The organism is Pseudomonas sp. AIG, from assembly GCF_977020205.1.
Genome location: NZ_CDROCK010000002.1, coordinates 1 through 26,724 on the forward strand (window position 1 = coordinate 1; position 26,724 = coordinate 26,724).

The 26,724-nt window shown below is 59.3% G+C and carries 27 protein-coding genes; 15 read left to right on the forward strand and 12 right to left on the reverse strand.

From position 1 onward, the window contains the following. A partial coding sequence (locus tag ACWR1S_RS01470; protein WP_454562193.1) for an FAD-dependent oxidoreductase occupies positions 1-590 on the reverse strand: 590 nt, incomplete at its 3' end. Between the two features lie 210 nt (positions 591-800). On the opposite strand from ACWR1S_RS01470, the gene hflK (ACWR1S_RS01475) reads away from it, so the two are divergent. The 8 genes from hflK (ACWR1S_RS01475) (at position 801) to cfaB (ending at position 10,080) form a co-directional block, all read left to right on the forward strand. After that, a complete protein-coding gene (gene hflK / locus ACWR1S_RS01475) occupies positions 801-2,762 on the forward strand; it encodes a protease modulator HflK (protein WP_454562194.1) in 1,962 nt (653 codons plus the stop codon). Further along, on the forward strand, positions 2,759-3,805 hold the full coding sequence (gene hflC / locus ACWR1S_RS01480) for a protease modulator HflC (RefSeq protein WP_454562195.1): 1,047 nt from the start codon (positions 2,759-2,761) through the stop codon (positions 3,803-3,805). The genes hflK (ACWR1S_RS01475) and hflC overlap by 4 nt, the downstream gene beginning before the upstream one ends. After that, complete coding sequence (gene hflK / locus ACWR1S_RS01485) at positions 3,802-4,851, forward strand: protease modulator HflK (RefSeq protein ID WP_454562196.1); 1,050 nt, start codon at positions 3,802-3,804, stop codon at positions 4,849-4,851. Before hflC ends, hflK (ACWR1S_RS01485) begins: the two co-directional genes overlap by 4 nt. Further along, a complete protein-coding gene (locus tag ACWR1S_RS01490) occupies positions 4,848-6,755 on the forward strand; it encodes a heavy metal translocating P-type ATPase (protein ID WP_454562197.1) in 1,908 nt (635 codons plus the stop codon). The genes hflK (ACWR1S_RS01485) and ACWR1S_RS01490 overlap by 4 nt, the downstream gene beginning before the upstream one ends. Positions 6,756-6,866: 111 nt before the next feature. After that, positions 6,867-7,118 carry a BufA2 family periplasmic bufferin-type metallophore gene (gene bufA2 / locus ACWR1S_RS01495; protein ID WP_454562198.1) on the forward strand — a complete coding sequence of 84 codons (252 nt, stop codon included), beginning with the start codon at positions 6,867-6,869 and terminating at the stop codon, positions 7,116-7,118. 65 nt (positions 7,119-7,183) lie between these two features. After that, entirely contained in the window at positions 7,184-8,029 is an 846-nt protein-coding gene (gene bufB / locus ACWR1S_RS01500; protein ID WP_454562199.1) for an MNIO family bufferin maturase, read from the forward strand. Beyond that, positions 8,020-8,808 (forward strand): HvfC/BufC family peptide modification chaperone, encoded by a 789-nt coding sequence (locus tag ACWR1S_RS01505; RefSeq protein WP_454562200.1) that lies wholly within the window; start codon positions 8,020-8,022, stop codon positions 8,806-8,808. The genes bufB and ACWR1S_RS01505 overlap by 10 nt, the downstream gene beginning before the upstream one ends. An 84-nt stretch (positions 8,809-8,892) precedes the next feature. After that, positions 8,893-10,080: a C17 cyclopropane fatty acid synthase CfaB gene (cfaB, locus tag ACWR1S_RS01510; RefSeq protein WP_454562201.1), complete on the forward strand. Its 1,188-nt coding sequence runs from the start codon at positions 8,893-8,895 to the stop codon at positions 10,078-10,080. Between the two features lie 31 nt (positions 10,081-10,111). On the opposite strand, the gene cls is transcribed toward cfaB, so the two are convergent. Next, complete coding sequence (cls, locus tag ACWR1S_RS01515; RefSeq protein WP_454562202.1) at positions 10,112-11,551, reverse strand: cardiolipin synthase; 1,440 nt, start codon at positions 11,549-11,551, stop codon at positions 10,112-10,114. Between the two features lie 131 nt (positions 11,552-11,682). On the opposite strand from cls, the gene ACWR1S_RS01520 reads away from it, so the two are divergent. Further along, positions 11,683-12,201, forward strand: coding sequence for a DUF3617 domain-containing protein (locus ACWR1S_RS01520; RefSeq protein WP_038359480.1), 519 nt, complete (start codon positions 11,683-11,685; stop codon positions 12,199-12,201). Positions 12,202-12,311: 110 nt separating this feature from the next. On the opposite strand, the gene ACWR1S_RS01525 is transcribed toward ACWR1S_RS01520, so the two are convergent. The 6 genes from ACWR1S_RS01525 to folE2 are packed head-to-tail and all read right to left on the reverse strand — an operon-like array spanning position 12,312 to position 17,518. Beyond that, complete coding sequence (locus tag ACWR1S_RS01525; RefSeq protein WP_454562203.1) at positions 12,312-13,643, reverse strand: dihydroorotase; 1,332 nt, start codon at positions 13,641-13,643, stop codon at positions 12,312-12,314. 3 nt (positions 13,644-13,646) lie between these two features. Beyond that, positions 13,647-14,207, reverse strand: a complete 561-nt coding sequence (locus tag ACWR1S_RS01530; RefSeq protein WP_454562204.1) for a gamma carbonic anhydrase family protein — start codon at positions 14,205-14,207, stop codon at positions 13,647-13,649. Next, positions 14,204-15,079 (reverse strand): metal ABC transporter substrate-binding protein, encoded by an 876-nt coding sequence (locus tag ACWR1S_RS01535; protein WP_454562205.1) that lies wholly within the window; start codon positions 15,077-15,079, stop codon positions 14,204-14,206. The genes ACWR1S_RS01530 and ACWR1S_RS01535 overlap by 4 nt, the downstream gene beginning before the upstream one ends. Before the next feature lie 11 nt (positions 15,080-15,090). After that, positions 15,091-15,957: a metal ABC transporter permease gene (locus tag ACWR1S_RS01540; RefSeq protein ID WP_454562206.1), complete on the reverse strand. Its 867-nt coding sequence runs from the start codon at positions 15,955-15,957 to the stop codon at positions 15,091-15,093. Further along, positions 15,957-16,625, reverse strand: coding sequence for a metal ABC transporter ATP-binding protein (locus tag ACWR1S_RS01545; protein ID WP_454562207.1), 669 nt, complete (start codon positions 16,623-16,625; stop codon positions 15,957-15,959). The genes ACWR1S_RS01540 and ACWR1S_RS01545 overlap by 1 nt, the downstream gene beginning before the upstream one ends. After that, the gene (gene folE2 / locus ACWR1S_RS01550; protein ID WP_454562208.1) at positions 16,622-17,518 is read right to left on the reverse strand and encodes a GTP cyclohydrolase FolE2; all 897 of its coding nucleotides are present in this window, start codon (positions 17,516-17,518) and stop codon (positions 16,622-16,624) included. Before folE2 ends, ACWR1S_RS01545 begins: the two co-directional genes overlap by 4 nt. A gap of 83 nt (positions 17,519-17,601) precedes the next feature. On the opposite strand from folE2, the gene ACWR1S_RS01555 reads away from it, so the two are divergent. After that, positions 17,602-18,804, forward strand: a complete 1,203-nt coding sequence (locus ACWR1S_RS01555) for an N-acetylmuramoyl-L-alanine amidase (RefSeq protein WP_454562209.1) — start codon at positions 17,602-17,604, stop codon at positions 18,802-18,804. Here ACWR1S_RS01555 and ACWR1S_RS01560 read toward each other — a convergent pair. Beyond that, positions 18,801-19,178, reverse strand: a complete 378-nt coding sequence (locus ACWR1S_RS01560; protein ID WP_454562210.1) for a glutamine synthetase — start codon at positions 19,176-19,178, stop codon at positions 18,801-18,803. The genes ACWR1S_RS01555 and ACWR1S_RS01560 overlap by 4 nt on opposite strands. A 222-nt stretch (positions 19,179-19,400) precedes the next feature. On the opposite strand from ACWR1S_RS01560, the gene zigA reads away from it, so the two are divergent. After that, entirely contained in the window at positions 19,401-20,606 is a 1,206-nt protein-coding gene (zigA, locus tag ACWR1S_RS01565; RefSeq protein ID WP_454562211.1) for a zinc metallochaperone GTPase ZigA, read from the forward strand. Next, entirely contained in the window at positions 20,606-21,250 is a 645-nt protein-coding gene (locus ACWR1S_RS01570) for a DUF1826 domain-containing protein (protein WP_454562212.1), read from the forward strand. Before zigA ends, ACWR1S_RS01570 begins: the two co-directional genes overlap by 1 nt. Before the next feature lie 4 nt (positions 21,251-21,254). Here ACWR1S_RS01570 and ACWR1S_RS01575 read toward each other — a convergent pair whose 3' ends face one another. Then, on the reverse strand, positions 21,255-21,611 hold the full coding sequence (locus ACWR1S_RS01575) for an NADH:ubiquinone oxidoreductase (RefSeq protein WP_454562213.1): 357 nt from the start codon (positions 21,609-21,611) through the stop codon (positions 21,255-21,257). A gap of 29 nt (positions 21,612-21,640) precedes the next feature. On the opposite strand from ACWR1S_RS01575, the gene ACWR1S_RS01580 reads away from it, so the two are divergent. Then, complete coding sequence (locus ACWR1S_RS01580) at positions 21,641-22,606, forward strand: CobW family GTP-binding protein (protein WP_454562214.1); 966 nt, start codon at positions 21,641-21,643, stop codon at positions 22,604-22,606. 78 nt (positions 22,607-22,684) lie between these two features. Here the strand turns inward: ACWR1S_RS01580 and ACWR1S_RS01585 are convergent, their stop codons facing one another. Further along, a complete protein-coding gene (locus ACWR1S_RS01585; RefSeq protein WP_141126115.1) occupies positions 22,685-23,098 on the reverse strand; it encodes a DUF3301 domain-containing protein in 414 nt (137 codons plus the stop codon). A gap of 117 nt (positions 23,099-23,215) precedes the next feature. On the opposite strand from ACWR1S_RS01585, the gene pdxY reads away from it, so the two are divergent. Then, positions 23,216-24,088 (forward strand): pyridoxal kinase PdxY, encoded by an 873-nt coding sequence (pdxY, locus tag ACWR1S_RS01590; protein WP_454562215.1) that lies wholly within the window; start codon positions 23,216-23,218, stop codon positions 24,086-24,088. Between the two features lie 104 nt (positions 24,089-24,192). Here pdxY and ACWR1S_RS01595 read toward each other — a convergent pair whose 3' ends face one another. Further along, complete coding sequence (locus ACWR1S_RS01595) at positions 24,193-24,675, reverse strand: acyl-CoA thioesterase (RefSeq protein WP_003229693.1); 483 nt, start codon at positions 24,673-24,675, stop codon at positions 24,193-24,195. A 279-nt stretch (positions 24,676-24,954) separates the two neighbouring features. Here ACWR1S_RS01595 and ACWR1S_RS01600 point away from each other — a divergent pair, with 279 nt between their 5' ends. After that, positions 24,955-26,718: a cation:proton antiporter gene (locus ACWR1S_RS01600; protein ID WP_454562216.1), complete on the forward strand. Its 1,764-nt coding sequence runs from the start codon at positions 24,955-24,957 to the stop codon at positions 26,716-26,718. Positions 26,719-26,724: the final 6 nt, after the last annotated feature.

Genomic DNA, 26,724 nt, shown 5'->3' on the forward strand with positions numbered 1-26,724 from the left:
CCGAGCCGCCGCCACACTGAGCCCAGCTCCAGGCCGATAACCCCGGCGCCGATCACCACCAGATGCTTGGGCACTTCACTGAGCGACAGTGCACCGGTCGAGTCGAGGATGCGTTTGTTGTCGATCTCGACGCCGGGCAGGGGAGTGGGCTCGGAACCGGTGGCGATGATGATGTCCTTGGCGGTCAGTTCGATCTTGCTGCCCTGATCGTCGGTCACCGTGACTTTGCCCGGCCCGTCGATGTGGCCCCAGCCCTTGATCCAGTCGACCTTGTTCTTGCGAAACAGAAACTCGATGCCTTTGGTCAGGCCGGCCACGCTCTCGTCTTTCTGCTTCATCATTTGCGCGAGGTTGAGGGTCGGTTTGACCTCGATACCGAGGTTGGCGAATTCAGCGCCCATCGCCGCGTCGTACAGCTCTGAAGCATGCAACAAGGCTTTGGATGGCATGCATCCAACGTTCAGGCAGGTGCCGCCGAGCGTCGCGCGACCTTCTACGCAAGCGGCCTTGAGGCCCAACTGTCCAGCGCGGATCGCCGCGTTATAGCCGCCGGGGCCGCCGCCCAGAATCACTACGTCATAGTTGCTCATGCGCTTGCTCCTGTTGGATGGATGCGGATCGCTAAAAGTCGTTGTGGTAAAAATTACGAACGTAATATGTGCGTTTCGAGGCTTTTCGGTCAAGGCTTCAGGCAAGCGACAGGTTAGGCGTCTTTGAATGAGCGCAATTGTGTACGAATATTTCACGCTTTTCGTTATATCGTAACGATATGAACCGCGAGCCATTGATGTTGGGGTGATATGCAAGTTGATCTGGAGGTGGATGGCACGCCAGTGACCGGACTGCCGCGTTTTCAGCAGGCGGCCACGCAGAGTCGACGTTTGCGTCGATGGGCGATCGGCCTCAGTGGAATGGCCGGGACGGGGTGGGTGCTGGCGTTTTTTGTCGGGCTGTTTGCGCCGCAGTCCTTATGGCTGCCGCTGCTGGTCAATCAGAGCGCGGCATTGCTGGTGTTGGTCGCCGGGCTGCAATCAGCGTGGTGGGTGACGCAATGGCGTGTGCGGGTGATCAATCCTGTCGCGCTGACGCCGATTGCCGATGATGAACTCTCTGCGCCGCAAGGGTGGTACGAGCGCCTGCTGGATCGCCTCAGCCAGCATGCATTGCATGTGCTTGGCCAAATCGGTGCAGCAACGCTGTGGCTGGCTGGCTGGGCGTTGCTGGTGGCGCTGAGCATCGAACAGGTGTGGAACCTGGCGTTGCCCGCCGCCGCCGTTGGATTGCCCGCCACGGTGGGCGCAGCGTTGGCATTACTGCTGGCGTTCGGCTTGTTGGTGCTTGAGCGACAACTGGCTCAGGAGAGTCCGGCGCAATGGCCGGAAGCAGGTTCATTGGCGCAACTGGCGCGCGTGGCGATCATCAGTCTGGTGCTCGGCGCGCTGTGTTTGTTGTTCGCTGGCGAGAATGCCGTGTGGCCCGTGCGTGTTGCCGTACTGATCGGCATCTTGCCGGGACTGGTCGCGATCGAGCTGCTATTGCGCGCCGTACTCTCCGTCTTTAGCCCTCGGCGCGAACAGCTTGAACCGACGCTATTGGCGCGCAGTTTTGTCGCCGACATGCTGCGTTGGCCGCCGCAACCGTTACTCGCCTTGCAGCATGAATTGCACAACCGCTTTGGCATTGATCTGCGCCAGATCTGGGCGTTCAGTTACATGCGCCGGGCGTTTCTGCCGGTGTTGGCGCTGGTCGCATTGGTCGGTTGGTTGCTTACCGGCATCCATGAAGTCCCCCTGCAAGGTCGAGGCATTTACGAGCGTTTCGGCAAACCGGTCCAGGTGTTCAGTCCTGGTTTGCACGGTGGTTTGCCATGGCCGCTCGGTCGCGTGTTGATCGTCGAAAACGGCGTGGTGCACGAGTTGGCAACCAGCGTCGGCGAGAACCCGGCGCCACTACAGGCCGATCCCGCCGAAGGCCCGCCACCTTTGACGGCCAATCGCTTGTGGGACGCCAGCCACGCAAACGACAAGTCGCAAGTCATTGCCAGCCGCCGCGGCGATCAGCAGAGCTTCCAGATCGTCAACATGGACGTACGTTTCGTCTATCGCATTGGCCTGACGGATCAGGCAGCGCTGGCCGCAACTTATAACAGTGCAGATGTGCCGACACTGATCCGCAGTACCGCCAGCCGGATTCTGGTGCACGACTTTGCCTCGCGCACACTTGACGGTTTGCTTGGTAAAGATCGGGTAGGGCTGGGCGAAGAGATAGGACGCGCAGTGCAAAGCGATCTGCTGCGACTCAACAGCGGTGTGGATATTCTCGCCACGGTCGTTGAAGCGATTCACCCGCCGGCCGGTGCCGCCAATGCCTATCACAGCGTGCAAGCGGCACAGATCGGCGCGCAGGCCTTGGTCTCCCGCGAGCGCGGCGCTGCTGCTGAAGCAAGTAATCGAGCGCAATTGCAGGCCAGTCTTGCCCGCGATCAGGCCAGCGCCAATGCCCGTGAAACCAGTGCCACGGCGCAGGCGGCGGATCTGAAATTCAGCGCCGAGCAAAAAGCCTACACCCGTGCCGGCCAAGCCTTTGTGCTGGAGCAGTACCTCGGTCAACTCAGCCAAGGGCTGAGCAAGGCCAAGTTGCTGGTACTCGATCATCGTCTCGGAGGCAGCAGCAATGCGCCGACCATCGACTTGCGGACCTTCACGCTGCCGGCTGACCCGACGCCCGCGCGCAACACCGCTCAACCAGGAGTCGCCCATTGAGCCAGTCACACACTCACGAACCGCATGATCACAGCGGCCACGATCACGGCCACGGCGGGCATCAGCATCATCATGGGCATCATCACCATCACCACGGAGCGCCGGAAGAGGCGGGGCCTTTTCCGTGGCGCCGCATGGGGTGGGCCGTGTTGCTGGTGGCGTTCGCCATCGCAGCAGCGAGCCTGGTGCAAGTGCGCTCGGGTGAAGCGACGGTCATAACCCGCTTCGGTAATCCATCGCGGGTGTTGCTTGATCCGGGTTTGAGCTGGCGCTGGCCGGCGCCGTTTGAAGCCGCCATTCCGGTGGATTTGCGTTTGCGTACCACGTCCAGCGGTTTGCAGGATGTCGGCACCCGCGACGGTTTGCGCATCATCGTGCAGGCCTATGTGGCGTGGCAGGTGCAGGGTGACCCGGACAATGTGCAGCGCTTCATGCGCGCGGTGCAAAACCAGCCAGATGAAGCGGCACGGCAGATCCGCACTTTTGTCGGCTCGGCGCTGGAAACCACGGCCAGCAGCTTCGATCTGGCCAATCTGGTGAACACCGATGCCAGTCAGGTGCATATCGCCGATTTCGAAGCGCAGTTGCGTCAGCAGATTGATCAGCAATTGCTCGCGACCTATGGTGTGCGCGTCGTGCAAGTCGGCATCGAGCGTTTGACCTTGCCGTCGGTGACGCTAACCGCCACGGTCGATCGCATGCGCGCCGAGCGTGAAACCATTGCCACCGAGCGTACGGCTATCGGCAAACGGGAGGCTGCGCAAATCCGTTCCGCTGCTGAGCGCGATGCGCGAATTGTGCAGGCTGACGCGACAGTGAAAGCTGCAGAAATCGAGGCACAGTCTCGCGTCGAAGCGGCGCAGATTTATGGTCGTGCGTATGCCAGTTCACCGCAGCTCTACAATTTGCTGCGCTCGCTCGATACCCTCGGCACCATCGTTACGCCAGACACAAAACTCATCTTGCGCACCGACGCCGCGCCATTCCGCGTTTTGGTCGACGGCCCCCCAACACTCGACAGTCAATCCGGATCGCAGCCATGAGTGAAGAAGTTCCACGTGGAACACATTCGCTGAACAGTCCGTGGATTCAGGCCGGTCGGCTGGCATTTCTCGCCCTGTATGCGGTGACAGTGTTGGCCGCATTGGCTTGGGCGTTTTCCAATGTGCGGCAGATAGACCCGCAAAATCGCGCGGTGGTGTTGCACTTTGGCGCCCTGGATCGCGTGCAAAACGCCGGGCTGCTGTTGGCTTGGCCTCAACCGTTCGAACAGGTGGTTTTGCTGCCAGCGGCGGATCGGGTGATCGAGCGTCGAGTGGAAAATCTGTTGCGCAGCGACGAAGCGCTGAAGGCTGACCGGGTCGCTTCCTTCGCCACACCACTCAGCGATGCACTGGCCGGGTCTGGTTATTTATTGACCGGTGACGCCGGGGTGGTGCAACTGGATGTGCGAGTGTTCTACAAAGTCATCGACCCCTATGACTTCGTGTTGCAGGCCGATCATGTGTTGCCGGCGCTCGATCGGTTGGTCACCCGCAGCGCCGTGGCACTGACTGCCGCGAGGGATCTGGACACCATTCTGGTCGCTCGCCCTGAATTGATCGGTGCTGACAATCAAGCCGCTGAACGTCGTGAAAAGCTTCGTGGTGATCTGGTGCAGGGCATCAACAAACGCTTGGCCGAGTTGAAGGCGAGCGGGCAAGGCATCGGGATTGAGGTGGCGCGGGTCGATGTGCAATCGAGTCTGCCCGATCCTGCGGTCAGTGCGTTCAACGCGGTTTTGACTGCCAGTCAGCAAGCCGACAAAGCTGTGGCCAACGCACGTACCGATGCCGAAAAGCTCACCCAGACCGCCAACGAGCAAGCCGATCGGGCACTACAAGTCGCTCACGCGCAGGCCGGTGAACGCTTGGCCAAAGCCTCTGCCGACACTGCCACGGTGTCGAGTCTGGCCAAGAGTACAGACCCGCAAATGCTCCTGCGTCTTTACCGCGAGCGCATGCCGAAGATTCTCGGTCAGGCCGGATCGGTCACCACGGTCGATCCGAAAGACGATTCCCGCCTGATCATTCAGGGAGCCAGCCAATGACTGCATCGACCGCCGCACCGATCCTGTTGTCCTCGGCCGAACAACGCCGCGCTGCACGGCAACTGACGTTAGCGATGCTTGCGCTGGGCCTGCTGGGTCTGGGGCTGATCTGGCGCTGGCGGGTGCCAGAGCAAACCGGAGTCAGCCAGTTGTTGCTCGGTTTTGCCTCTTTGTTGGTTGCGGTGCCGGTGATGCGTTCGGCGTGGTACAGCCTGCGTTATCCAAGCCTGCATGGCATCACCGATCAACTGATTACCTTGGCCATGCTCGGCGCGTGGGCGACCGGTGATCTGCTGACGGCGGCGTTGCTGCCGATCATCATGATCTTCGGTCATGTCCTTGAGGAGCGCAGTGTCATCGGCTCGCAGGAAGCGATTCATGCGCTTGGCCAACTGACGCGCAGCCATGCGCGCAAGGTTCAGGCCGACGGCACGATCATCGAAGTGGACAACGGCATGTTGAAAGCGGGTGATACCGTTGAGGTGCGAGCCGGTGATCGAGTGCCGGCGGACGGCCGAGTGTTATCCGGTCAAGCCAGTCTCGATACCGCGTCAATTACCGGTGAATCGGTGCCAGTCGAGGCGGGCGCCGGCATGGCAGTGTTCGGCGGCGCGATTAACCTCGACGGCCTGCTGCGCATCGAAGTGACTCGCACCGGCGATGAGTCGACGCTGGGCAAAGTCATCGCATTGATGCAGAACGCCGAGCGCTCGAAGCCACCGATCACGCGCTTGCTCGAACGCTATGCCGGCAGTTACATGGTGCTGGTGTTGCTGCTGGCGGCGGTGACCTGGTTCATCACCAATGACGCGCAAGCGATGCTCGCGGTGTTGGTTGCCGCCTGTCCGTGTGCGTTGGTCTTGTCTGCCCCGGCAACTGCGATTGCCGGTGTGGCGGTGGCGGCACGCCACGGCATTCTGATCCGCAGTTCGGCGTTCCTTGAGGAGCTGGCCGACCTGACTTCGCTGGTCGTCGACAAAACCGGGACGCTGACTTATGGCACGTTGCGCTTGCAGTCGATCAACAGCCCGCAAGCAGAGTCGTCCACAGTCATGGCACTTGCCGCCAGCCTCGGCGCGGCGAGCAGTCATCCGGTCAGTCGTGCGCTCGCAGGGTTGGTGAGTCAGGATCAGTGCCTACCGCTGAGTGATATTCACGAGCGTCAGGGCCTCGGTGTAGTGGCCATGACCGGGCAGGGCGAAGCGGCGCTCGGTCGCCCGGAATTGTTCGCGCAACTGGGCATTACCACGACCACGGTGCCCGATCATGACGGCCCCATCGCCGGTTTGGCTCTGAACGGTGAATTCCTCGCCTGGCTGTTGCTCGCTGACAGCGTCAAACCCGAAGCCCGATTTGCCCTCGGTGAATTGCGTGAACTGGGCCTTGGGCGACAACTGTTGCTCACGGGCGATCGGCAAAGCGTGGCTCAGTCGCTGGCCAAAGAGGTGGGTTTGCATGAGGTCGAGGCCCAGGCCTTGCCCGAGGACAAACTCAATCGCGTGCTCAAGGAAATCGACAATGGCTTCCGGCCGATGGTGGTCGGTGACGGCATTAACGATTCGCTCGCGCTGAAGGCGGGCGTGGTCGGTGTGGCGATGGGCGCCGGGGGGGCGGATATCGCATTGGCCTCTGCCGACATCGTCTTGATCGGTAGCGACCTGCGCCGACTCGGCACCTGCGTGCGCCTCAGCCGTCAGTGCCGCAGGACGTTGCAGGTCAACGTGATCATCGGTCTGGGCTGGACGCTGGCCATCGTCGTATTCGCCGCATTCGGCTGGCTGGGCGCCGCCGGGGCGATGATCGCCGCGCTGCTGCATAACCTCAGCACCTTGCTGGTATTGGGCAACGCCGGGCGGTTACTGCGCTTTCAAGAGCCGCTACTGAAGCTCAAGGAAGACCTCTGAAATTATTTTTCGATCCGCTGTAACGCCGTCGGGGCGGCGCTCTCTAGTGCTGTGTCGGGACTGAACAAACCTTCCAGCCGACACCCCTGACGATGACCGAGGATAAGAAAAATGACTATCAAATCCGCTGCTGCAGGTGCTGCTCTCGCTTTGGCTGCCGCCACGATGTTTGCCGGTGTTGCCACCAACGCGATGGCTGCCGATACCAACGTTCACTGCTACGGCGTGAACGCCTGCAAAGGCCAGAACGACTGCAAAACCAAAGACCACGCCTGCAAAGGCATGGGTTCCTGCAAAGGCCAGGGTTTCAAAGCCATGACCCAGGCGGCTTGCGAAAAGGCAGGTGGCAAGGTCGGTGAGTAACTGACCGGCAAGTGCCGCCGCAGTGGTTTGCGCCACTGCGGCCTCTTTTTATCAGGAGTCCGCGCATGTCAGCCTCTATTCCATTCCTGGGTTATGGCCTGGGTTTGCGCAGCGCCTATTACCAGCAGATCCTTGAGCAGTCGCCGGACGTCGACTGGTTCGAAGTGGTCTCGGAAAACTTCATGGTGCAGGGCGGCAAGGCCCTGTATTACCTCGACGCCATCGCCGAGCGCTATCCGCTGGTGATGCACGGCGTATCGTTGTCCATCGGCGGGCCGCATGCCCTCGATCCGGACTATCTCAAACAACTCAAGCAATTGGCCGAACGAGTCAAACCGGCATGGATCTCCGATCATTTGTGCTGGAGCCGTGGCAATGCCCATCAGTTACACGATCTGCTGCCGCTGCCTTACACCGAAGAAAGCCTCGACTACATAGCCGCTCGGGTGATGCAGGTTCAGGACATCTTGCAGCGTCCATTGGTGCTGGAGAACGTCTCCAGTTACGTGCGCGGCGCCTCGGACGATTTCACCGAGTGGGAGTTTCTCGCGGTCCTGAGCCGAATAAGCGGCTGCGAGTTGCTGCTGGACGTGAACAATGTCTACGTCAGTTCACGCAATCACGGCTTCGATCCATGGACGTTCATCAGCAGCCTGCCCGTCGATAAAGTCCGTCAGCTGCATCTGGCGGGGCACAGCGATTATGGTGACTACGTGATCGACACTCACGACCATCCAGTGAGCGATCCGGTCTGGGCGCTTTACCAACGCACACTTGAACACTTCGGCCCGGTGGCCACGTTGCTTGAACGCGACGATCGTTTTCCGCCCTTCGAAGCACTGCTCGATGAACTGCAAAAGGCACGACGGCTGGGTGATAAGGTTTTGGCCGGGAGGCTGCAATGCGCCTGAAAGAGTGGCAACTGGCGTTTGAATCGTTCCTGCTCGACGCAGACGTCAGCGCAAATCTGATCTTGGGCAAGAGCCTGATCGGTGGTCCGACACTGGATATCGGCACGGGACTGGCGATCTATCACAACGCTTACAAAGCGCGGTTGCTGGAAGTCTTGCGCAATGACTTCCCCACGGTCCTGCACTGGATGGGCGATGAAGAATTCGACGCCCTCGGCATGGCGTACATCCGTCAATACCCATCCGCGCATTACAGCCTGCGCTGGTTGGGCAAAGGCTTCGAAGGTTTTGTTCGCGAGCATCTGGTGCCAGAGCAGAGTGCGCCGCTGGCTGAGCTGATAGCGCTCGAATGGGCCTTCACCCTGGCCTTCGATGCACCGGCCGGTGAGCCATTGACGCTTGAGGACATGGCCGTGCTGGCCCCGGCGCAATGGCCCGAATTGCGGGTCAGACCGGTGCCATCCTTGCAGTGGATGGAGTGCGGCTTCAATAGTCTTTCATTGTGGCGCTCGGTAAAGGAACAATCGGAATTCCCTGACAGCATCGCGCTCGACATCCCACAGATCTGTCTGATCTGGCGCAACCAGCTGATCTGCAGTTACCGCAGCCTCGATCCGGCGCAAGCCTCGGCCCTCGATGGCTTGCTCAACGAAGGCTGGACTTTCGCCGAACTGTGCGCCGAGTTAGCAGTCACTTATGGTGAGGGCGCGCCACTTCAAGCCGTTACCTGGTTGAAACAGTGGATTCAGGAGGGTTTGCTGGAGCGTCTGCAACGATAGATCAGGCTAATCAAATCGATAGCCTGCTATTTTTCTGGGATGGTCTACCCTCAGATCTGACGTCTGAAACAAGGGGGATTTTCCATGCTCGCGCAACTTCCACCGGCCTTACAGAACCTGCAGCTTCCGCTTCGCTTGCGACTCTGGGATGGCCATGAGTTTAATCTGGGGCCGGCGCCCAGCGTCACCATCGTGGTCAAGGACCCGCAGATGGTCAGCCAGTTCACCCATCCAAGCCTGGATGCGCTCGGAGCGGCATTCGTTGAAGGCAAGCTTGAGCTGGAGGGCTCGATCAGCGAGGTCATCCGGGTCTGCGACGAATTGAGCAACGCTTTGCTCGGCGAAGATGGCGACAGTCAGCCAGTGCGTTCGGTGCACGACAAGGAAACCGACGCCAAAGCCATTTCCTACCACTACGATTTGTCCAACGCGTTCTACCAGCTCTGGCTGGACAGCGATATGGCGTATTCCTGCGCGTATTTCGAAACGGGCAGTGAAACCCTCGAACAGGCGCAACAAGCCAAATTCCGCCATCTGTGCCGCAAGTTGCGTTTGCAGCCAGGCGACTATTTGCTCGATGTCGGTTGCGGCTGGGGTGGGCTGGCACGGTATGCCGCGCGGGAGTTCGGCGCGAAAGTGTTTGGTATCACGCTGAGCAAGGAACAGCTGGAGCTGGCGCGGGAGCGGGTCAAAGCCGAAGGCCTGGAAGACCAGATCGAACTGCAATTGCTCGACTATCGCGATCTGCCGCAGGACGGGCGTTTCGACAAGGTAGTAAGCGTCGGCATGTTCGAGCACGTTGGCCACGCCAATCTCGCCGAGTATTGCAAAACCCTGTTTGGCGCGGTGAAGGAGGGCGGTCTGGTGATGAACCACGGTATCACCGCCAAGCATACCGATGGCCGTCCGGTGGGACGCGGTGCCGGGGATTTCATCGAGAAGTACGTGTTCCCCAACGGCGAATTGCCGCACCTGGCGATGATCTCGGCGCAAATCAGCGAGGCGGGGCTGGAGGTGGTCGACGTCGAAAGTCTGCGCCTGCATTACGCACGTACGCTGGACCACTGGAGCGAGCGGCTGGAGGACAACCTTGAAGCTGCCGGCAAACTGGTGCCGGATCAGGCGTTGCGCATCTGGCGTCTGTACTTGGCCGGTTGTGCTTACGCCTTCGCTCGCGGCTGGATCAATCTGCACCAGATCCTTGCAGTGAAAGCGCATCCGGATGGCAGCCATGAACTGCCATGGACACGCGACGACATCTACACCCCTTGACCTCGGCGCAGCCCTTTTCTCGGAGAGGGCTTCAAAGAATCGGCGAAATCAGCCGGGCGATCCGCATGCCGACTTGTTGCAAGCGGTGGATCTCCCGGCTTTCTTCTTTGGCGATTTCGTAGGCTTGCTCGAAATCTGCGATAAGCATGTTTTCAACGCTGGCGGCGAAGGCGCTGTCGACGGTCAGCAGCATCACTTCGAAGTTCAGCCGGAACGAGCGGTTATCCAGATTGGCGCTGCCGATGGCGCTGATTTCGCTGTCGATCAACACCACCTTCTGATGCAGGAAACCGGGTTCGTAGCGGAACACCCGCACACCGGCGCGCACAGCTTCAAAGGCGTAAAGACTCGACGCGGCGTAGACAATGCGGTGATCGGGACGCGACGGCAGCAGCAGACGCACATCGACCCCGCGCAATACCGCCAATCTCAATGCGGCGAACACGGCCTCGTCGGGAATGAAATAAGGGCTGGTGATCCACACCCGCTCGGTCGCCGCATGAATGGCTTCGACAAAGAACAACGAGCAGGTCTCGTAGGCATCCGCCGGGCCGCTGGCGAGCAATTGGCAGAGTACGCCGTCATCCGGGTACTCGTCAGGCAGGATCAGTGGCGGCAATGTGCGCGCGGCCCAGAACCAGTCTTCGGCAAAGGATTCCTGCATGCACGCGACCACCGGGCCACGTACTTTCACATGCGTATCGCGCCATGGCGCCAGCGGTGGCTTCTCGCCCATGTATTCATCGCCGACGTTGTGCCCGCCGACAAAACCGACCACGCCGTCGACCACGACGATCTTGCGGTGGTTGCGGAAGTTGACTTGAAAGCGATTGAGCCAGCCGCTGCGCGTGGCGAAGGCTTTCACTTCGACGCCAGCATCGCGCAGCGTCTGCACATAACTGTGGGGCAAGGCGTGGCTGCCGATGCGATCGTAGAGCAGATGAATCGCTACGCCTTCAGCGGCTTTCTTCAGCAGCAGATCGCGCAAGCGTTGCCCGAGTCGATCATCGTGAATGATAAAAAACTGGATCAGCACCGCTTCTTTCGCTTGATCGATGGCCTGGAAAATCGCCTCGAACGTGTCAGTACCGTTAATCAGCAGTTGCACTTCATTGTTCGCCAGGCACGGCATGCGTCCCAGTTTGGGCATCGCGCGTAACGAGGCGTAGGCATTCGACGCGCGTGCGGTCAGGGCTTCTTCCACCCACGGGCGCCAGTTCAGCTCGGAGATGGCCTGACGCATCTGTTCGTTGGCCTGGCGTCGCGCCTTGATATAACCATCAAAAGTGCTGCGCCCGAACACCAGGTACGGAATAAGCGTGAGGTAGGGAATGAAGATCAGCGACAATGCCCAGGCAATCGAGCCTTGAGCCGTGCGCACGGTGAGCACCGCGTGAATCGCGGCGATCAAGCCGAGGGTGTGTATCAGGGCGATCAGATAACCGAAAATGTGCGGTCCAAAATAATCCATGGGGCAGCCTTGCTCCGGAAGATTCAATGCTTAACAGACCATGTTCTGTCGCGAATGTCGCTATTTAATTGGTGCATGAACCGAAGCAATCGGCCGACGTCTAACGGCCACTACTGATCAGGAGTTTTTCGATGAACGTTCGTCTGCTGGGTTTGGCGCTGGGTCTGGGTTTGGCTTTGCCGGTGGTTGCTCAGGCGCAGATGCTGCAGCCGGGTCTGTGGGAAATGACATCGAGCAACGTCAAGGTCGATGACCAGCCGATGGATGTGCAATCGATCCTCGGCCAGTTGCAAGGCCAGATGACCCCGCAACAGCGCGCGGCGCTGGAGAAGAACGGGATCAATATCGGCGGCAAGGGTATTCGTGCCTGCCTGACGCCGCAGCAAGTGGCGACCAACGATATTCCATTGGCCGACCCGCAATCGGGCTGCAAACAGCAGATCACCGATCGCACCGGTAACCAGTGGAAATTCCGTTTTAGTTGCCCGAAAGCGCAGGGCACCGGGGTGGCGACGTTCCTCAGTGATCGCGAATTCACCACGGTGGCCAACGGTACGTTCAATGCGATCGGGATCAATCAGAAGGGCAGTCTGGAGACTCGCGCGGTGTGGTTGGGCCAGGATTGCGGCGCCGTTAAGCCTCGCGCGTAAAACATTCCATGTAGGAGCTGCGGGACGCTGCGATCTTTTGATCTTGATTTTGCAAAAGGATCAAAAGATCGCAGCCTCGTTTCACTCGTCAGCTCCTACAGGGGTTTGAATCAACGCATAAACCTCAGCACCAACCCGCGACATCCCTCATTCACCTGACCCTCCCGCCAGGCAATTTGCCCCGAAACAATCGTCGCATTCACCCGATGCCGAAAGCTGCGCCCGGCAAACGGTGTCCATCCACATTGCGACAGAATCGACTGCCGATCGACCTTCAGCGTTTGTGCTTCAACCAGCACCAGATCCGCCCAATACCCTTCCCGTAAATAACCCCGATCCGGAATCGCAAACAGATCCGCGACGCGATGGCTGGTCTTCGCCACCAGTGTGGTGATTGGCAAAACCTCATCCGCCACCAGCTCCATTAACGCTGGCAACGCATGCTGTACCAGCGGCAATCCCGAAGGCGCCTGCGCATAAGCTTGCTGCTTTTCTTCCCAGGTATGTGGCGCGTGGTCACTGCCGATCACATCCAGTCGATTGCTGTTCAACGCCGTGCGCAACGCATCGCGATCGGCCTGAGTCTTGATCGCCGGGTTGCACTTGATCAAGTTCCCAAGGCTTGGGTAATCGCGGTCGTCGAACAGCAAATGATGCAGACACACTTCAGCGGTGATGCGTTTCTGCGCCAACGGTTTGTCCTCGAACAACGCCAGTTCGCGCGCCGTGGTCAGGTGCAAAACATGCAGGCGCGTGCCGTGACGTTTGGCCAGTTCCACCGCGAGCGATGACGATCGATAACACGCCTCGGTATTGCGGATGAGTGGGTGAGCGGCGGGCGGAATGCGTTCGCCAAACAGCTCTCGAAGATTGGCCGCATTGGCGTCGATGCTTGGCGTGTGTTCGCAGTGGGCCAACAGAATGGTCGGGACTTCGGCAAACAGCCGCTCGAGAATCTGCGGATCATCCACCAGCATGTTGCCGGTGGATGCCCCCATGAACACTTTCACACCGGCCACTTCACACGGATTGAGCGCGGCAACCGTGTCGAGGTTGTCCCGGCTCACACCAAAGTGAAAGCCATAATTGGCTACCGAACCGAGCGCCGCCCGGCGCTTTTTGTCGGCCAGCGCTTCGAGGGTGAGGGTGGGCGGATTGGTGTTGGGCATGTCCATGAAACTGGTGATGCCGCCGGCAACCGCCGCACGCGACTCAGTGTGAATGCTGCCCTTGGCCGGCGCACCTGGCTCACGGAAATGCACCTGATCATCAATCATTCCGGGAAGCAGCCATTGACCGTTCGCGTCGATTTCCACCTTGGCGTTTTCACCTTCGATGCTGCGCGCAATCTTGACGATACGCCCATTGCTGACCAACAAGTCCCCGTCGAACTCGCGTCCTTCGTTGACTAACCTTGCGTTGCGAATCAGCACGCTGCTCATGGTTCAGAACTCGTTCTGCAAGGCTTTGTAGCCGCGCACCAGATCGACGTTGGTGCGCGCCACGTCTTCGGAAAATTCCGAAGCGCTGACACTCACCGGTGGAAATTGCGAGAGGTCGGTGTTTGGGCCAATGCGAGTAGTGGAGGGTACGTAAAAGGCATCCGGCAAATCCCGACCGTCGACCACCGAGTTGTGCCGCACCACGCAACCGTTGCCGATGATGCAGTTGAACAACACGCTGTTGAAGCCGATGAACACGCGGTCGCCAACGACGCAGGGGCCGTGGACGATCGAGCGGTGGGCGATGGAGCTGAACTCGCCGATGGTCACCGCTGCACCGGATTTGGAGTGGATCACCACACCGTCCTGAATGTTCGAATTGGCGCCGATGGTGATCGCTTCCATCTCGCCCGAGGCGTCTACTTCGTCGGCGCGGATCACCGCATAGGGGCCGACGAAAACGTTCTCGCCGATCACCACTTTGCCGCAGATGATTGCGGTCTTGTCGACATAGGCCGACTCGGCGATCTGCGGTAAATCACCTGATGGATTCTTGCGGATCATGGTCGGCTCAGCGCGTCGTAAAGGGTGTTGAGGTTGTATTCGAACAGGCCGGTGAAAGTGCTGGCAGGGCCGCTGGCGGCGAGGGCGTCGGAGTAGAGCGTTCCACCAATGTGCGCGCCGCTTTCGTCGGCGATCTGTTTGAGCAGGCGTGTGTCCTTGATGTTCTCCATGAACACCGCTTTGACCTTGGCCTGACGAATCTGTGTGATCAGCGCAGCGACTTCGGCGGCCGAGGGTTCACGCTCGGTGGACAGACCTTGCGGTGCCATGAAGTCGATGCCGTACGCCTGGCCGAGATAACCGAATGCATCGTGGCTGGTGACGATCTTGCGGTTGCCCGGTGGCAGCGAACCGAGTTTTGTTTTGGCTTCGGCGAGCAGGGCGTAGATCTGCCTCAGATAGGTTTGGCTGTTGCGTTCGTAGTCGATCTTGTTCGCAGGATCCGCAGCGACCAGCGCCTTGGTGATATTGGCGACATACAGCTCGGCATTCGCCAGATTGTGCCAGGCATGGGGGTCGGGAACGGTTTCGCCGTCCTCATCCAGTGAACGGGGAATCACGCCATGGCTGGCACTGATAACAGTGGCTTTGGTCTCGGTGCTGGTGATCAGTCGATCTAGCCAAGGCTCGAAACCCAGCCCGTTTTTGATGATCAGTCTGGCCTTGAGCAGGGCTTTGGCATCGTCCGGTGTTGGCTCGTAGGTGTGTGCGTCAGCGTCCGGGCCGACCATGTTGGTGATCTGGACATGCTCGCCGCCAACCTGATGGACCATGTCGGCGAGGATGCTGAAGCTGGTGACCACGGGCAGTTTTTCCGCTGCCGACAATGACATCGACAGCATCAGGCTGAACAGCACGAGTAGAGCGCGCATCGGGAAACACCTCATTGGGATGTGAGCAAAGGCGGGCGGCGCAGTAAACCGTGCACCGGCCCGAACACCACGGACAACAGATAACCAACGCCTGCGACCAGCACGATGGCCGGGCCGCTCGGTAGCGAGTAATAGAACGACAGCAGCAAGCCGAACCCGACTGAGAGGCAGCCAATGATCGCCGCGATGGCTATCAGGATCGGCAGACGGCGGCTCCAGAATCGCGAAGCGGCGGCGGGTAGCATCATCAGTCCGACCACCATCAGCGCGCCAATGGCCTGGAAACCGATTACCAAATTCAGTACCACTAGCGTCAGGAACACGCCGTGGGCGAGTGGGCCGAGGCGGCTGACAGTCCTCAGGAACAGTGGGTCGAGGGTGTCGAGCAGCAGCGGTTTGTAGATCAGCGCCATGGCGCTCAGGCTGAACCCCGAGACCCACAACATGCCGGTGAGGGTCGGGCCGTCGACGGCCAATGCCGAGCCAAACAGCAAGTGAAGCAGGTCGAGGCGTTTGCCGGCGATGCCGAGAATCAGCACACCACTGGCGAGAGATATCGGGTAGATCGCGGCGAGACTGGCGTCTTCGCGCAGGCCGGTGCGACGGGTGATCCAGGCGGCGAGGCCGGCCATGCTCAGACCGGCGCCGAGGCCTCCGAGTGTGAGTGCGGGCAGGCTCAACCCGGCAAACCAGAAACCCAATGCCGCGCCGGGGAGGATGCCGTGGGCCACTGCGTCACCGATCAGGCTCATCCGTCGCAGGATCAAAAAGACACCGAGTGGCGCGGTGCTGCATGCCAAAACCAAGCCGCCGAGCAGGGCGCGGCGCATGAACACAAACTCGTTGAACGGCTGCCAGAAGTGGCTGACGGCGAGCATCAGGCCACCTGCGTGTGAGGTGTTTGCTGGATCAGCTCGATGCTCGCGCCGAACACACACTGGCTATTTTTGATCAGCAAAGTTTGCGGTATGTGTTGGCGCACGGCGGCAAGGTCGTGACACACCACGATCAATGTTCGACCTTCGCTATGCCAGTTATGGATGTGCTGCCAGAGCAGTTGTTGACCGAGTTCATCGAGTGCGGCGTGGGGTTCGTCTAGCAATAGCACCGTGGCGTCGGTCAGGCTCAAACGGGCGAGTAGGGCGCGCTGCAATTCGCCACCGGACAAGGCCATGAGTGGGCGTTGTTCGAGCCCGCTCAGATGCCAGTTTTCGAGAGCGTCTTTCAAGCGCCGTGTTCGCAGCTGGGTTGAGAGTCGCCGCCCCCAGAAACCGGCGGCGATCAGTTCTTCAAGACTGATGGGGAATTGCCGGTCGAGGTGCTGTTGTTGGGGCAGGAACGACAATCCGCTTTGGCGTGGAACACTCAGGCTGACTTTGCCTGCCAAGGGCTTCTGCAGCCCGGCGATGACTTTCAGCAGACTGCTCTTGCCACAGCCGTTGGCGCCGATCATCGCGGTCAGGCTGCCGCTGTCGAGTTCAAGACTCAGGGGCGCGGCCAGTGGTTGACCGGGTGCGCCCCAACTCAGGGATTGGCAACGGATCATGCTTGTTCACGCTGCCAACGGCTTTCGGCGACAGCATCGTGGGCGTGCAGGCTTTCGGCGTGGATTACTCGCAGATGGAGTTGGTTAACACCGGGTGTGCGGCGTAGCGCGAGATTCAATCGGCGTGCGGCGTCTTCGCAGAACATCAGATTCTGGCCGTTGGCGAGGGCGAAGGCTTGCTCATCGGCGCGTTTCACTGCGGTTTGCACGGCGGTGCCGAGCGCGGCTTCGGCGTCATTGATGATCGCGCTCAGAGGGAACTCATCAATGAACTCATCGAGGTGTAAATGCAGTCGGGCGGTGCTGCGTTGGCTGTGAGGAGTGGCGACGATGCCTTGGCTGGAGCCGAGCCAAGCCAGAACGTCTGCGTGCTGAAGTGCTTTATTGGCGAAGTCGTCGATGAATTGTTGCTGGATCAACTGCCGGGCCAAGGCAGCGGAGCACGGGCAAGTCGACGAGTAAGGCACTTCAATTTTGAGTTCCACGTGGAACATCGTGTTTTTCAGGCTGGCCAAAATCGTCACCGGATAGGATTTCCAACCGGCCAATAGACTGATCAGCGCGGGGCGTTTCAGCAGTAAATCGGTATGAATGTTCAGGTAGGCGCGGCTGGATAGACCTTCGTGGCTTTGCAGAAAACGCTTGAGTACTTGATGCAAAAGAGCCGGTGTCAGGCGTTCCTGTTCGAGGGCTGCCAGAGCCAAATACAGCCGCGACATGTGAATGCCTCGTGCCTCGCCGTCATCCAGACTCACTCCTGCATCAGCCTTGGCGCTCATACTTTGGCCTTCCAACGAAACAGGCAATGCAATGCCATGCATGCCCACCCATTCCAGGGGCAAAACTTGGCGAGTGGCCTGCGCGGCAATATCCGGGAGTGAAAGCGAATTCATGTTCGGGACCATCTGTTGATTGAATTCGATGTTACATTATAACAATTCAAATCACGATGTCTTTTTCATGAACGGGTTTTCATATGCACAGACGTCAGGTGCTCAATCTGATTTTGGCCAGCGCTACTTTTGCTTTGCCCTTCGGTGTGTCTGCTACGCAAATTCGTCAGGCAAGACTTTGGCGATCTGAGGAAAAGCTGCGGTTGGTGTTCGATCTGAGCGGGCCGGTGCGCTACAAGACCTTCACACTCAGTGCGCCTGAGCGGCTAATCATTGATGTGAGTGGGGCAAGTTTGAGGGCAGATTTCAGCCAGTTGGCTCTGAATGACACGATGATTCGGTCGATCCGATCCGGACCATTTGGTTTGGGCGACTCGAGGATCGTTCTTGATCTGAACAATCCCGTGCTGCTGAACAGTTTCCTTTTGGCGCCGCAGGATGGGCAAAGTCATCGCTTGGTATTGGATTTGGTCAGCGCGAAACCAATGGCAATGCCCCCAAAGGTTCCACGTGAAACACCGCAGATTAGCGCTCATCCGAAGCGCGACATCATCGTAGTCGTCGATCCGGGGCATGGCGGAAAGGATCCCGGCGCGATCGGCGCCAAGGGCGAGCGGGAAAAAGATGTCGTGCTTTCCATTGCGCAGTTGCTCGCTAAACGCCTGAAAAAAGAGAAGGGCTTTGACGTAAAACTGGTGCGCAATGACGATTTTTTCGTGCCTTTACGCAAGCGTGTGGAGATCGCCAGGCAGCATAGGGCCGACATGTTTATCTCGGTGCATGCCGACGCAGCCCCGCGCCTGACCGCTTCTGGCGCCTCGGTTTATTGTCTGTCTGAAGGTGGTGCGACATCGGCGACTGCGCGCTTTATGGCGCAGCGAGAGAATGGCGCGGACCTGCTCGGTGCGCCAAGTCTGCTTAACTTGAAAGATAAAGACCCGATGCTCGCCGGGGTGATCCTCGACATGTCAATGAATGCGACGATCGCCGCCAGTTTGCAGCTCGGCAGCACGGTGCTGAGCAGCCTTGCCGGTATCACCACTCTGCACCAGAAGCGTGTAGAGCAGGCCGGTTTTGCGGTGCTGAAATCGCCCGATGTACCCTCAATCCTGGTGGAAACCGGCTTCATTTCCAATGCGCGCGACAGTCAGCGTCTAGTCACCGCTCGGCATCAGCAAGCCGTGGCAGACGGTTTGTTTAAAGGATTGCAGCGCTACTTTGAAAAGAATCCCCCTGTCGACAGCTACCTGGCTTGGCAGCAAGAGCAGCAAAAGGCGCAGGTCTAACAGCCGGTAATCCGGCTGCAGGTGAACTTCGCGCTGCTACCGCCCGAGCTCGAGAACCGATTGATCGTCGTCCAGCCAACACGTCGTGTGTAGCCAACCCAGGCTTCGCCGTCAGAGGCGATGCCGGTGAAGAACGTTAGTTGGCCGAAACGGCTATTGGTTTGCGCCCAATAACGCTGGCCAGCCTTTTCAAACCCACGCAGATAAAGCGTGTTGCCGACGGTGTTGACGCTATAGGCGTTGCCCTCGCCATCGACGCAGGCCAACAGGTTTGCGCTGCGTGTGCAGGTCGCGAGCGTGGGCAGTTGTGCCATCGCATTTCCAGACAACAACAACCCAAGGCTCAGCAACGAGCATTTCAGCGCATTGTTCATCATGACTTCCGGGAGCGAGGTTGGCTCAGCTTCCTGCGGTTTATCGTTCAAGACAAGAGGAGGGCTGGTTTATTCATGTTGTTATACTATAACATAAAAAATAACCGAGCCTGAGCAGGCCGATTTCAAGCGTTTACTTTCAGCGAAAACCATCGCATGAAGCACAAAAACGCCAAGCGCCAGCAAAGCGCTAATCGGCTGCGATCTAAAGAGGATTATCCAATGTCAGCCGAATTGCCCGTCACCGTACTTTCAGGATTTCTTGGCGCCGGAAAGAGTACGCTTTTGAATTACGTACTACGTAATCGCAAGGGTCTGCGTGTCGCCGTCATCGTCAATGATATGAGCGAGATCAACATTGATGGCAGCGAAGTCCAGCGTGATGTCAGCCTTAACCGCGCTGAAGAGAAAATCGTCGAAATGAGCAACGGCTGTATCTGCTGTACGTTACGCGAGGACCTGCTGGAAGAAGTCAGCAAACTCGCCCGTGAGGGCCGCTTCGATTATTTGCTGATCGAATCCACCGGCATCTCCGAGCCACTGCCCGTGGCCGAAACCTTTACCTTCCGCGATGAGCAGGGCCAAAGCCTCTCCGACATCGCGCGTCTCGACACCATGGTCACTGTCGTCGACGGTGTGAATTTCCTGCCGGACTACCAGGCGGCGGAGAGTCTGGCTTCTCGTGGCGAGATCCTTGGCGAGGAAGACGAGCGCTCCATCACTGATTTGTTGATCGAACAAATCGAGTTCGCCGACGTGCTGTTGATCAGCAAGATCGACTTGATCAGCCAGTGCGAGCGAGAAGAGCTGATCGCCATCCTCAAACGCCTTAATGCCCACGCCGAAATCATCCCGATGGTGATGGGCGAGGTGCCGCTGGAGAAAATCCTCAATACCGGTCGTTTCGACTTTGAGAAAGCCGCGCAAGCACCCGGCTGGCTACAGGAGTTGCGCGGTGAGCATGTGTCGGAAACCGACGAGTACGGCATCGCTTCAACCGCGTACCGCGCGCGTCGTCCGTTTCATCCGCAACGCTTTTTCAGTTTCATCGATCGGCCGTGGCTGAACGGCAAACTGCTGCGCTCAAAAGGCTTCTTCTGGCTCGCGAGCAAACCCACCGACGCCGGTAGCTGGTCGCAGGCTGGCGGTTTGATGCGCCACGGTTTTGCCGGGCGCTGGTGGCGTTTTGTGCCGAAGGACCAATGGCCACACGATCAGGAAAGCACCGCAGCCATCATGGAAAACTGGACGCCGAGCGTTGGCGACTGTCGCCAGGAGTTGGTGTTCATCGGTCAGAACATCGATTTCCTGCAGCTTTCTGCCGAACTCGATGCCTGCCTGCTCACCGATGAAGAAATGGCCCTTGGCGTAGAGGGCTGGCGATTGCTGGCGGATCCGTTCGGCCCTTGGCACGAAGAGGCCGCCTGATGCTTGCACTCAAACTGCTGCAAAACCGTACCCGCCATCAACATCAAGGTCCGACGCCGAAAGCACTGGCACGGATTCTGGAAGACGACACCAACCTCGCTGTCTGGCAGCGTCAACTGCCTTTGCATATCAGCGAGTTTGCCCACTTGCTCCTGTCGCTCAACGAGCCTTTGGCGGAATCGCTGTGTCTGGAGTTACCGGATGAGGACGCGGAACCTGATCTTTCCGGTCTGGCCGTGGGCTTCCGCGATCTGGAGGGTTACGAAGGCTTTATCGCCGACCAGAAATGGTTAGTCAGTGCCTTCGCCTGCTTGCTCGGTGCGCGGCGTATTGGTCTGCGCCTGCGAGTGCTCGATAAAGCCATGTGCCCGCGCTTTCACGTTGATCACGTGCCGGTGCGGCTGATCACGACTTACGCCGGTGCCGGCAGCCAATGGCTCAAGGAGGGCGCGATGGATCGCAGTCAATTGGGGCAGGCCAACGCCGAACCCCAAGCGCAAATTGAGCAACTCAACAGCGGCGACGTCGCGTTATTGAAAGGCGAGAAATGGCACGGCAATGAAGGCTTCGGCCTGATTCACCGCTCGCCGCAACCGGGCGCGGGCGAGCGTCGTCTGCTACTGACGCTCGACTGGCTCGGCTGACGCCTCAAGGCTTGAGCCACAAACCCTGGCTCTGGCCTTCGCAGTACGGCTTCAGATACGCGGCATCCGTGGCGACGCCGTAATAGTGGATATCCTGGCGATAAGGCATATTGGCGACTCGCGCGTTGCTGCACACGCCAAACGCACCACTCGGGCATTGATCGACATACTGCACTTCGACTTTCTGTCCGGCCAGCGTTGGTTGGCAGAAACCGTCGTTGAACAGTTTTTCCGGAATATTGCGGTTCTGCTGGCAGACTTTGACATCGAGCCGCTCGCCCTGACTGTGCACCACGCAGGCCTGGGCCCACGCTTCGCTCGACAGCAGCGTCAACAGCAACGACCATCCCATCCAACGCATCTTTGAATCTCCCAAGAAAGCTCCCGGCCATGTTGCAGAACATTCCTACCCATGTCATTGCTGGCCCTTTGGGCGCCGGCAAGACCAGCCTGATTCGTCAGTTGATGACCCAGCGGCCGGCCGGCGAGCGCTGGGCGGTGCTGATCAACGAGTTTGGCCAGATCGGCCTCGATGCTGCACTGCTGACGAGCGACGCCGATGGTATCGCACTGGGCGAAGTGGCCGGGGGCTGCCTGTGTTGCGTCAATGGCGCGCCGTTTCAGATCGGCCTCGGGCGTTTGTTGCGCAAGGCAAAGCCGGATCGATTGTTCATCGAGCCTTCCGGGTTGGGTCATCCGGCGCAATTGATTAAACAGTTGAATGAGGCGCCGTGGCTGGGTGTACTGGCGGTGCAGCCGTGTGTTCTGGTGCTGGATGCTCAGGCGCTGGAAGCGGGGAAACCGTTGCCGGCAGCGCAACTGGAAGCCTTGGAAACCGCTGGCCTGCTGTTGTTGAACAAGGCTGAAAACCTTGATGACGGGGCCAAGGGAAAAATCGCCAGGCAGTTGCCGCCAGTGCCGTTGGTCTGGACTCGAGAGGCGCAATTAAGCCTGAGTGAACTGCCGGGCCTGGCCGCAAAAGCGGTCAACGGTGCGGAAAACCTGGCCGTACCCAAAGCATTAGGTCAAATGCCGACCGTCTGGACTGATCCGACGCTGCCGATTTGCCTGAGTCAGGCGCAGGAGGGGGGCTGGAGCATTGGTTGGCGTTGGCATCCGGGGCAGACGTTCGACAAGCTTCGCATTGCTGACTGGCTAGCCAGCCTCAATTGGCAGCGGGCGAAACTGGTTATCCACAGCTCGGAGGGCTGGGTGTCTGCGAATGCTTTGGATAATGCCGAGTTGATTTGGCAGGTCAGTGAGTGGCGAAAGGATTCGCGGATTGAGCTGATCTTCGTCGATCCGCAAAACATTGAAAAGCTGCAGCAGGGTTTGTCGGGGTGTCGGGACAGTTAGATCAAAAGATCGCAGCCTTCGGCAGCTCCTACATGCGATTCCCTGTAGGAGCTGCCGAAGGCTGTGATCTTTTGATCTTTAAGGCTTCCACTTGGTGTGTTCCTGGCGCCACTGGCTTAACTCGATGACTTCGGCGCGCGGCTTGTGCACTTCAACCACCGGTGGCGTGTCGTCGAACGGTGCCGGGTAGGGCGCCAGTTCGATCTGCGCACTGTGCGCGCCAAACTGGGTGATGGTGCCGTTATGGCGGGTTTCGCCGGTCACGGTGAACTCGAAGTTATACACCCGCGCCAGTCGTCGGCGACCGTTGGCGTCCTTGATGAAACCGATCTTCTTCAGGGCAACGTTGCCGTCGAGTAGCTCGACCCGCACGTTCAGACAATGCTGTTTGACCCGCTCCAGGGCGCGTTCGCGCAAGCCATGGTTGTGCCATAGCCACGCGCCGGCAGTGGCGAACAGTATCAGCACGAAGATGTTTTCCAGGGTCAGCATCAACATCGAACTCCAAAAGATAGCGTCAGCTTAACTGCGTCGCCGGTCTGTCGTACAGGCTGCGTTTCGTCGCATACTGCGCGGCTTGAATTTCAATCGTTTTACGGAATGACCCGAATGAAACGTACGCCTCATCTGCTCGCCATTCAGTCCCACGTGGTGTTCGGCCACGCCGGCAACAGCGCCGCGGTTTTTCCGATGCAGCGGGTCGGGGTCAATGTCTGGCCGCTCAATACGGTGCAGTTTTCCAACCACACCCAGTACGGCCAATGGGCCGGCGAAGTGCTGGCGCCGCAGCAGATTCCCGAGCTGGTCGAAGGCATTGCCGCGATTGGCGAACTGGGCAATTGCGATGCGGTGCTGTCCGGGTACCTCGGCAGCGCGGCGCAGGGCCGGGCGATTCTCAGCGGCGTCGAGCGCATCAAGTCGGTCAATCCGAAGGCGCTGTATCTGTGTGATCCGGTGATGGGCCATCCGGAGAAGGGCTGCAGCGTGCCGACCGAAGTCAGCGATTTCCTCCTGGACGAGGCGGCAGCCGTGGCGGACATCATGTGTCCGAACCAGCTGGAGCTGGACAGCTTTTCCGGGCGCAAGCCGCAATCGTTGTTCGATTGCCTGGCGATGGCGCGGGCACTGTTGGCACGCGGGCCGAAAGTGGTGCTGGTCAAACATCTGGACTATCCGGGCAAACCGGCCGATGGCTTTGAAATGTTGCTGGTGACAGCCGAAGGCAGCTGGCATCTGCGCCGCCCGTTGCTGGCGTTTCCGCGTCAGCCGGTGGGCGTGGGTGATCTGACATCCGGCCTGTTTCTGGCGCGGGTGCTGTTGGGTGACAGCCTGGTAGCCGCGTTTGAGTTCACGGCGGCGGCGGTGCATGAGGTATTGCTGGAGACTCAGGCGTGCGCCAGTTATGAGTTGCAACTGGTGCGGGCGCAGGATCGGATTGCGCATCCGCGGGTGAAGTTCGAGGCGACTGCGATCAGTTTGTAAGACCGCGTTGAATCCAATTGCGAGCAGGCTCACGCCTACAGGGAAACGAATTCCAATGTAGGAGTGAGCCTGCTCGCGATAGCGATTTCCTAACGCTACAAATCTCAGGCGTCGCCCTTGATCTCCTGATAGCGCTTCTCCAGCTCCTGACGAATCTGCCGACGCTGCTGCGCCTGCATATAACGACGCTTGTCTTCACTGTTCTGCGGTTGCAGCGGCGGCACGGCGGCCGGCTTGCGCTGGTCATCCACGGCAACCATGGTGAAGAAGCAACTGTTGGTGTGGCGTACCGAGCGTTCGCGGATGTTTTCGGTAACGACCTTGATGCCGACTTCCATCGACGTGTTGCCGGTGTAGTTGACTGACGCCAGGAAAGTCACCAGTTCGCCGACATGAATCGGCTCGCGAAAAATCACCTGATCCACCGACAGCGTCACCACGTAGCGGCCGGCATAACGGCTCGCGCAGGCGTAAGCCACTTCGTCGAGGTATTTGAGCAGGGTGCCGCCGTGGACATTGCCAGAGAAGTTGGCCATGTCGGGGGTCATCAGTACCGTCATCGACAGCTGGGCGTTTCCGGGTTCCATAACGTTCTCACGGATCAAGGCTGGTTGCTGGAAGCACCTCTGCGGGTGCCTGGTCGCTTTTCTAAAGCACCGTTATCGGGACGCCGGGCGACGGGCCGCCGTCACGCCGGGATCGATCTGTTTCCATATATTGCACCGCCTTCCAGGCGGAAGTCGCGGTGTTACCCTGCAAAAGCCCGCCTCAAGGGCAATTCCCACACCAAAAGCGGATTTTTACCTAGCTCGCTCAGACTTTTCTGACGTCTGCCCGCGAGCCTTGTCATTCAAGGAGCCCACGCCATGCATGCCATCAGTTTTATTCAGGACCTGGCAGTGATCATGTTGGTCGCAGGCGTGGTGACCGTGTTGTTTCATCGCTTCAAGCAGCCGGTGGTGCTCGGCTATATCGTCGCCGGCTTCATCATTGGCCCGCACACGCCGCCGTTTGGCCTGATCCACGACGAAGAAACCATCAAGACCCTCGCTGAGCTTGGAGTGATTTTCCTGATGTTCTGCCTCGGGCTGGAGTTCAGCCTGCGCAAGTTGTTCAAGGTGGGTGCCACGGCGTTTATTGCGGCGTTCCTCGAAATCGTCCTGATGATCTGGATCGGCTACGAAATCGGTCGCTGGTTCGACTGGAACACCATGGACTCGCTGTTCCTCGGCGCGATTCTGGCGATCTCCTCGACCACCATCATCGTCAAGGCGCTCAATGACCTGAAGATGAAGAACGAGCGCTTTGCGCAGTTGATCTTCGGCGTATTGATCGTCGAAGACATTCTCGGCATCGGCATCATCGCGCTGCTATCCAGCATCGCCGTCAGCGGCACGGTCAGTTCCGGTGAAGTGTTCTCCACGGTCGGCAAGTTGTCGTTGTTCATGATCGTCGCGCTGGTCATCGGCATTCTGTTGGTGCCGCGCCTGCTGGCTTACGTGGCCAAATTCGAAAGCAACGAAATGCTGCTGATCACTGTGCTGGGTCTGTGTTTCGGTTTCTGTCTGCTGGTGGTCAAGCTCGAATACAGCATGGTGCTCGGCGCCTTCCTGATCGGCGCGATCATGGCCGAGTCTCGGCAATTGCTGAAGATCGAACGGCTGATCGAGCCGGTTCGCGACCTGTTCAGTGCGATTTTCTTCGTGGCCATCGGCCTGATGCTTGATCCGATGATTCTGTTGCAATACGCGTGGCCGATCGCGGTCATCACCGTCGCCGTGGTGCTTGGCAAGATGTTGTCCTGCGGCCTCGGGGCGTTTATCGCCGGAAATGACGGACGCACCTCACTGCGCGTGGGGATGGGCCTGTCACAGATTGGCGAGTTTTCCTTCATCATCGCCGCGCTGGGCATGACCCTGCAGGTGACCAGTAACTTCCTCTATCCGGTTGCTGTCGCTGTGTCGGTGATCACCACGCTGCTGACGCCGTATCTGATTCGCGCGGCCGATCCGCTGTCGATCAAGTTGTCGGCGGCCGTGCCCAAGCGTCTCGGTCGCGTGTTGGGCATGTACGGCGAATGGTTGCGCAGTATCCAGCCGCAAGGCGAGGGCGCGATGCTGGCGTCGATTATCCGCAAGATCCTGCTCCAGGTCGGGGTCAATCTGGCGTTGGTGATTGCGATCTTCTTTAGCGGGGCGTTCTTTGCTGAACGCCTCTCGGCCTGGCTGCAAGACTGGATCAGCGATCCGAGCTGGCAGAAGGCGCTGATCTGGGGCGGGGCGTTGCTGGTTTCGCTGCCGTTTTTGATTGCGGCGTATCGCAAGCTCAAGGCGCTGTCGATGCTGCTGGCGGAGATGGGCGTGAAGCCGGAAATGGCCGGGCGTCACACGCAGCGAGTGCGTCGGGTGATCTCCGAAGTGATCCCGATTCTCTCGCTGCTGGTGATCTTCCTGCTGCTGGCAGCCTTGTCGGCCAGTATCTTGCCGACCAACAAGTTGCTGGTGCTGATCGCCGTCGTCGCGGCCGCCGTGGCGGCGCTGCTCTGGCGCTGGTTCATCCGCGTGCACACGCGGATGCAGGTGGCGCTGCTGGAAACCCTCGACAACCACAAGGAGTCGTCGGGGCATTGACCTGCC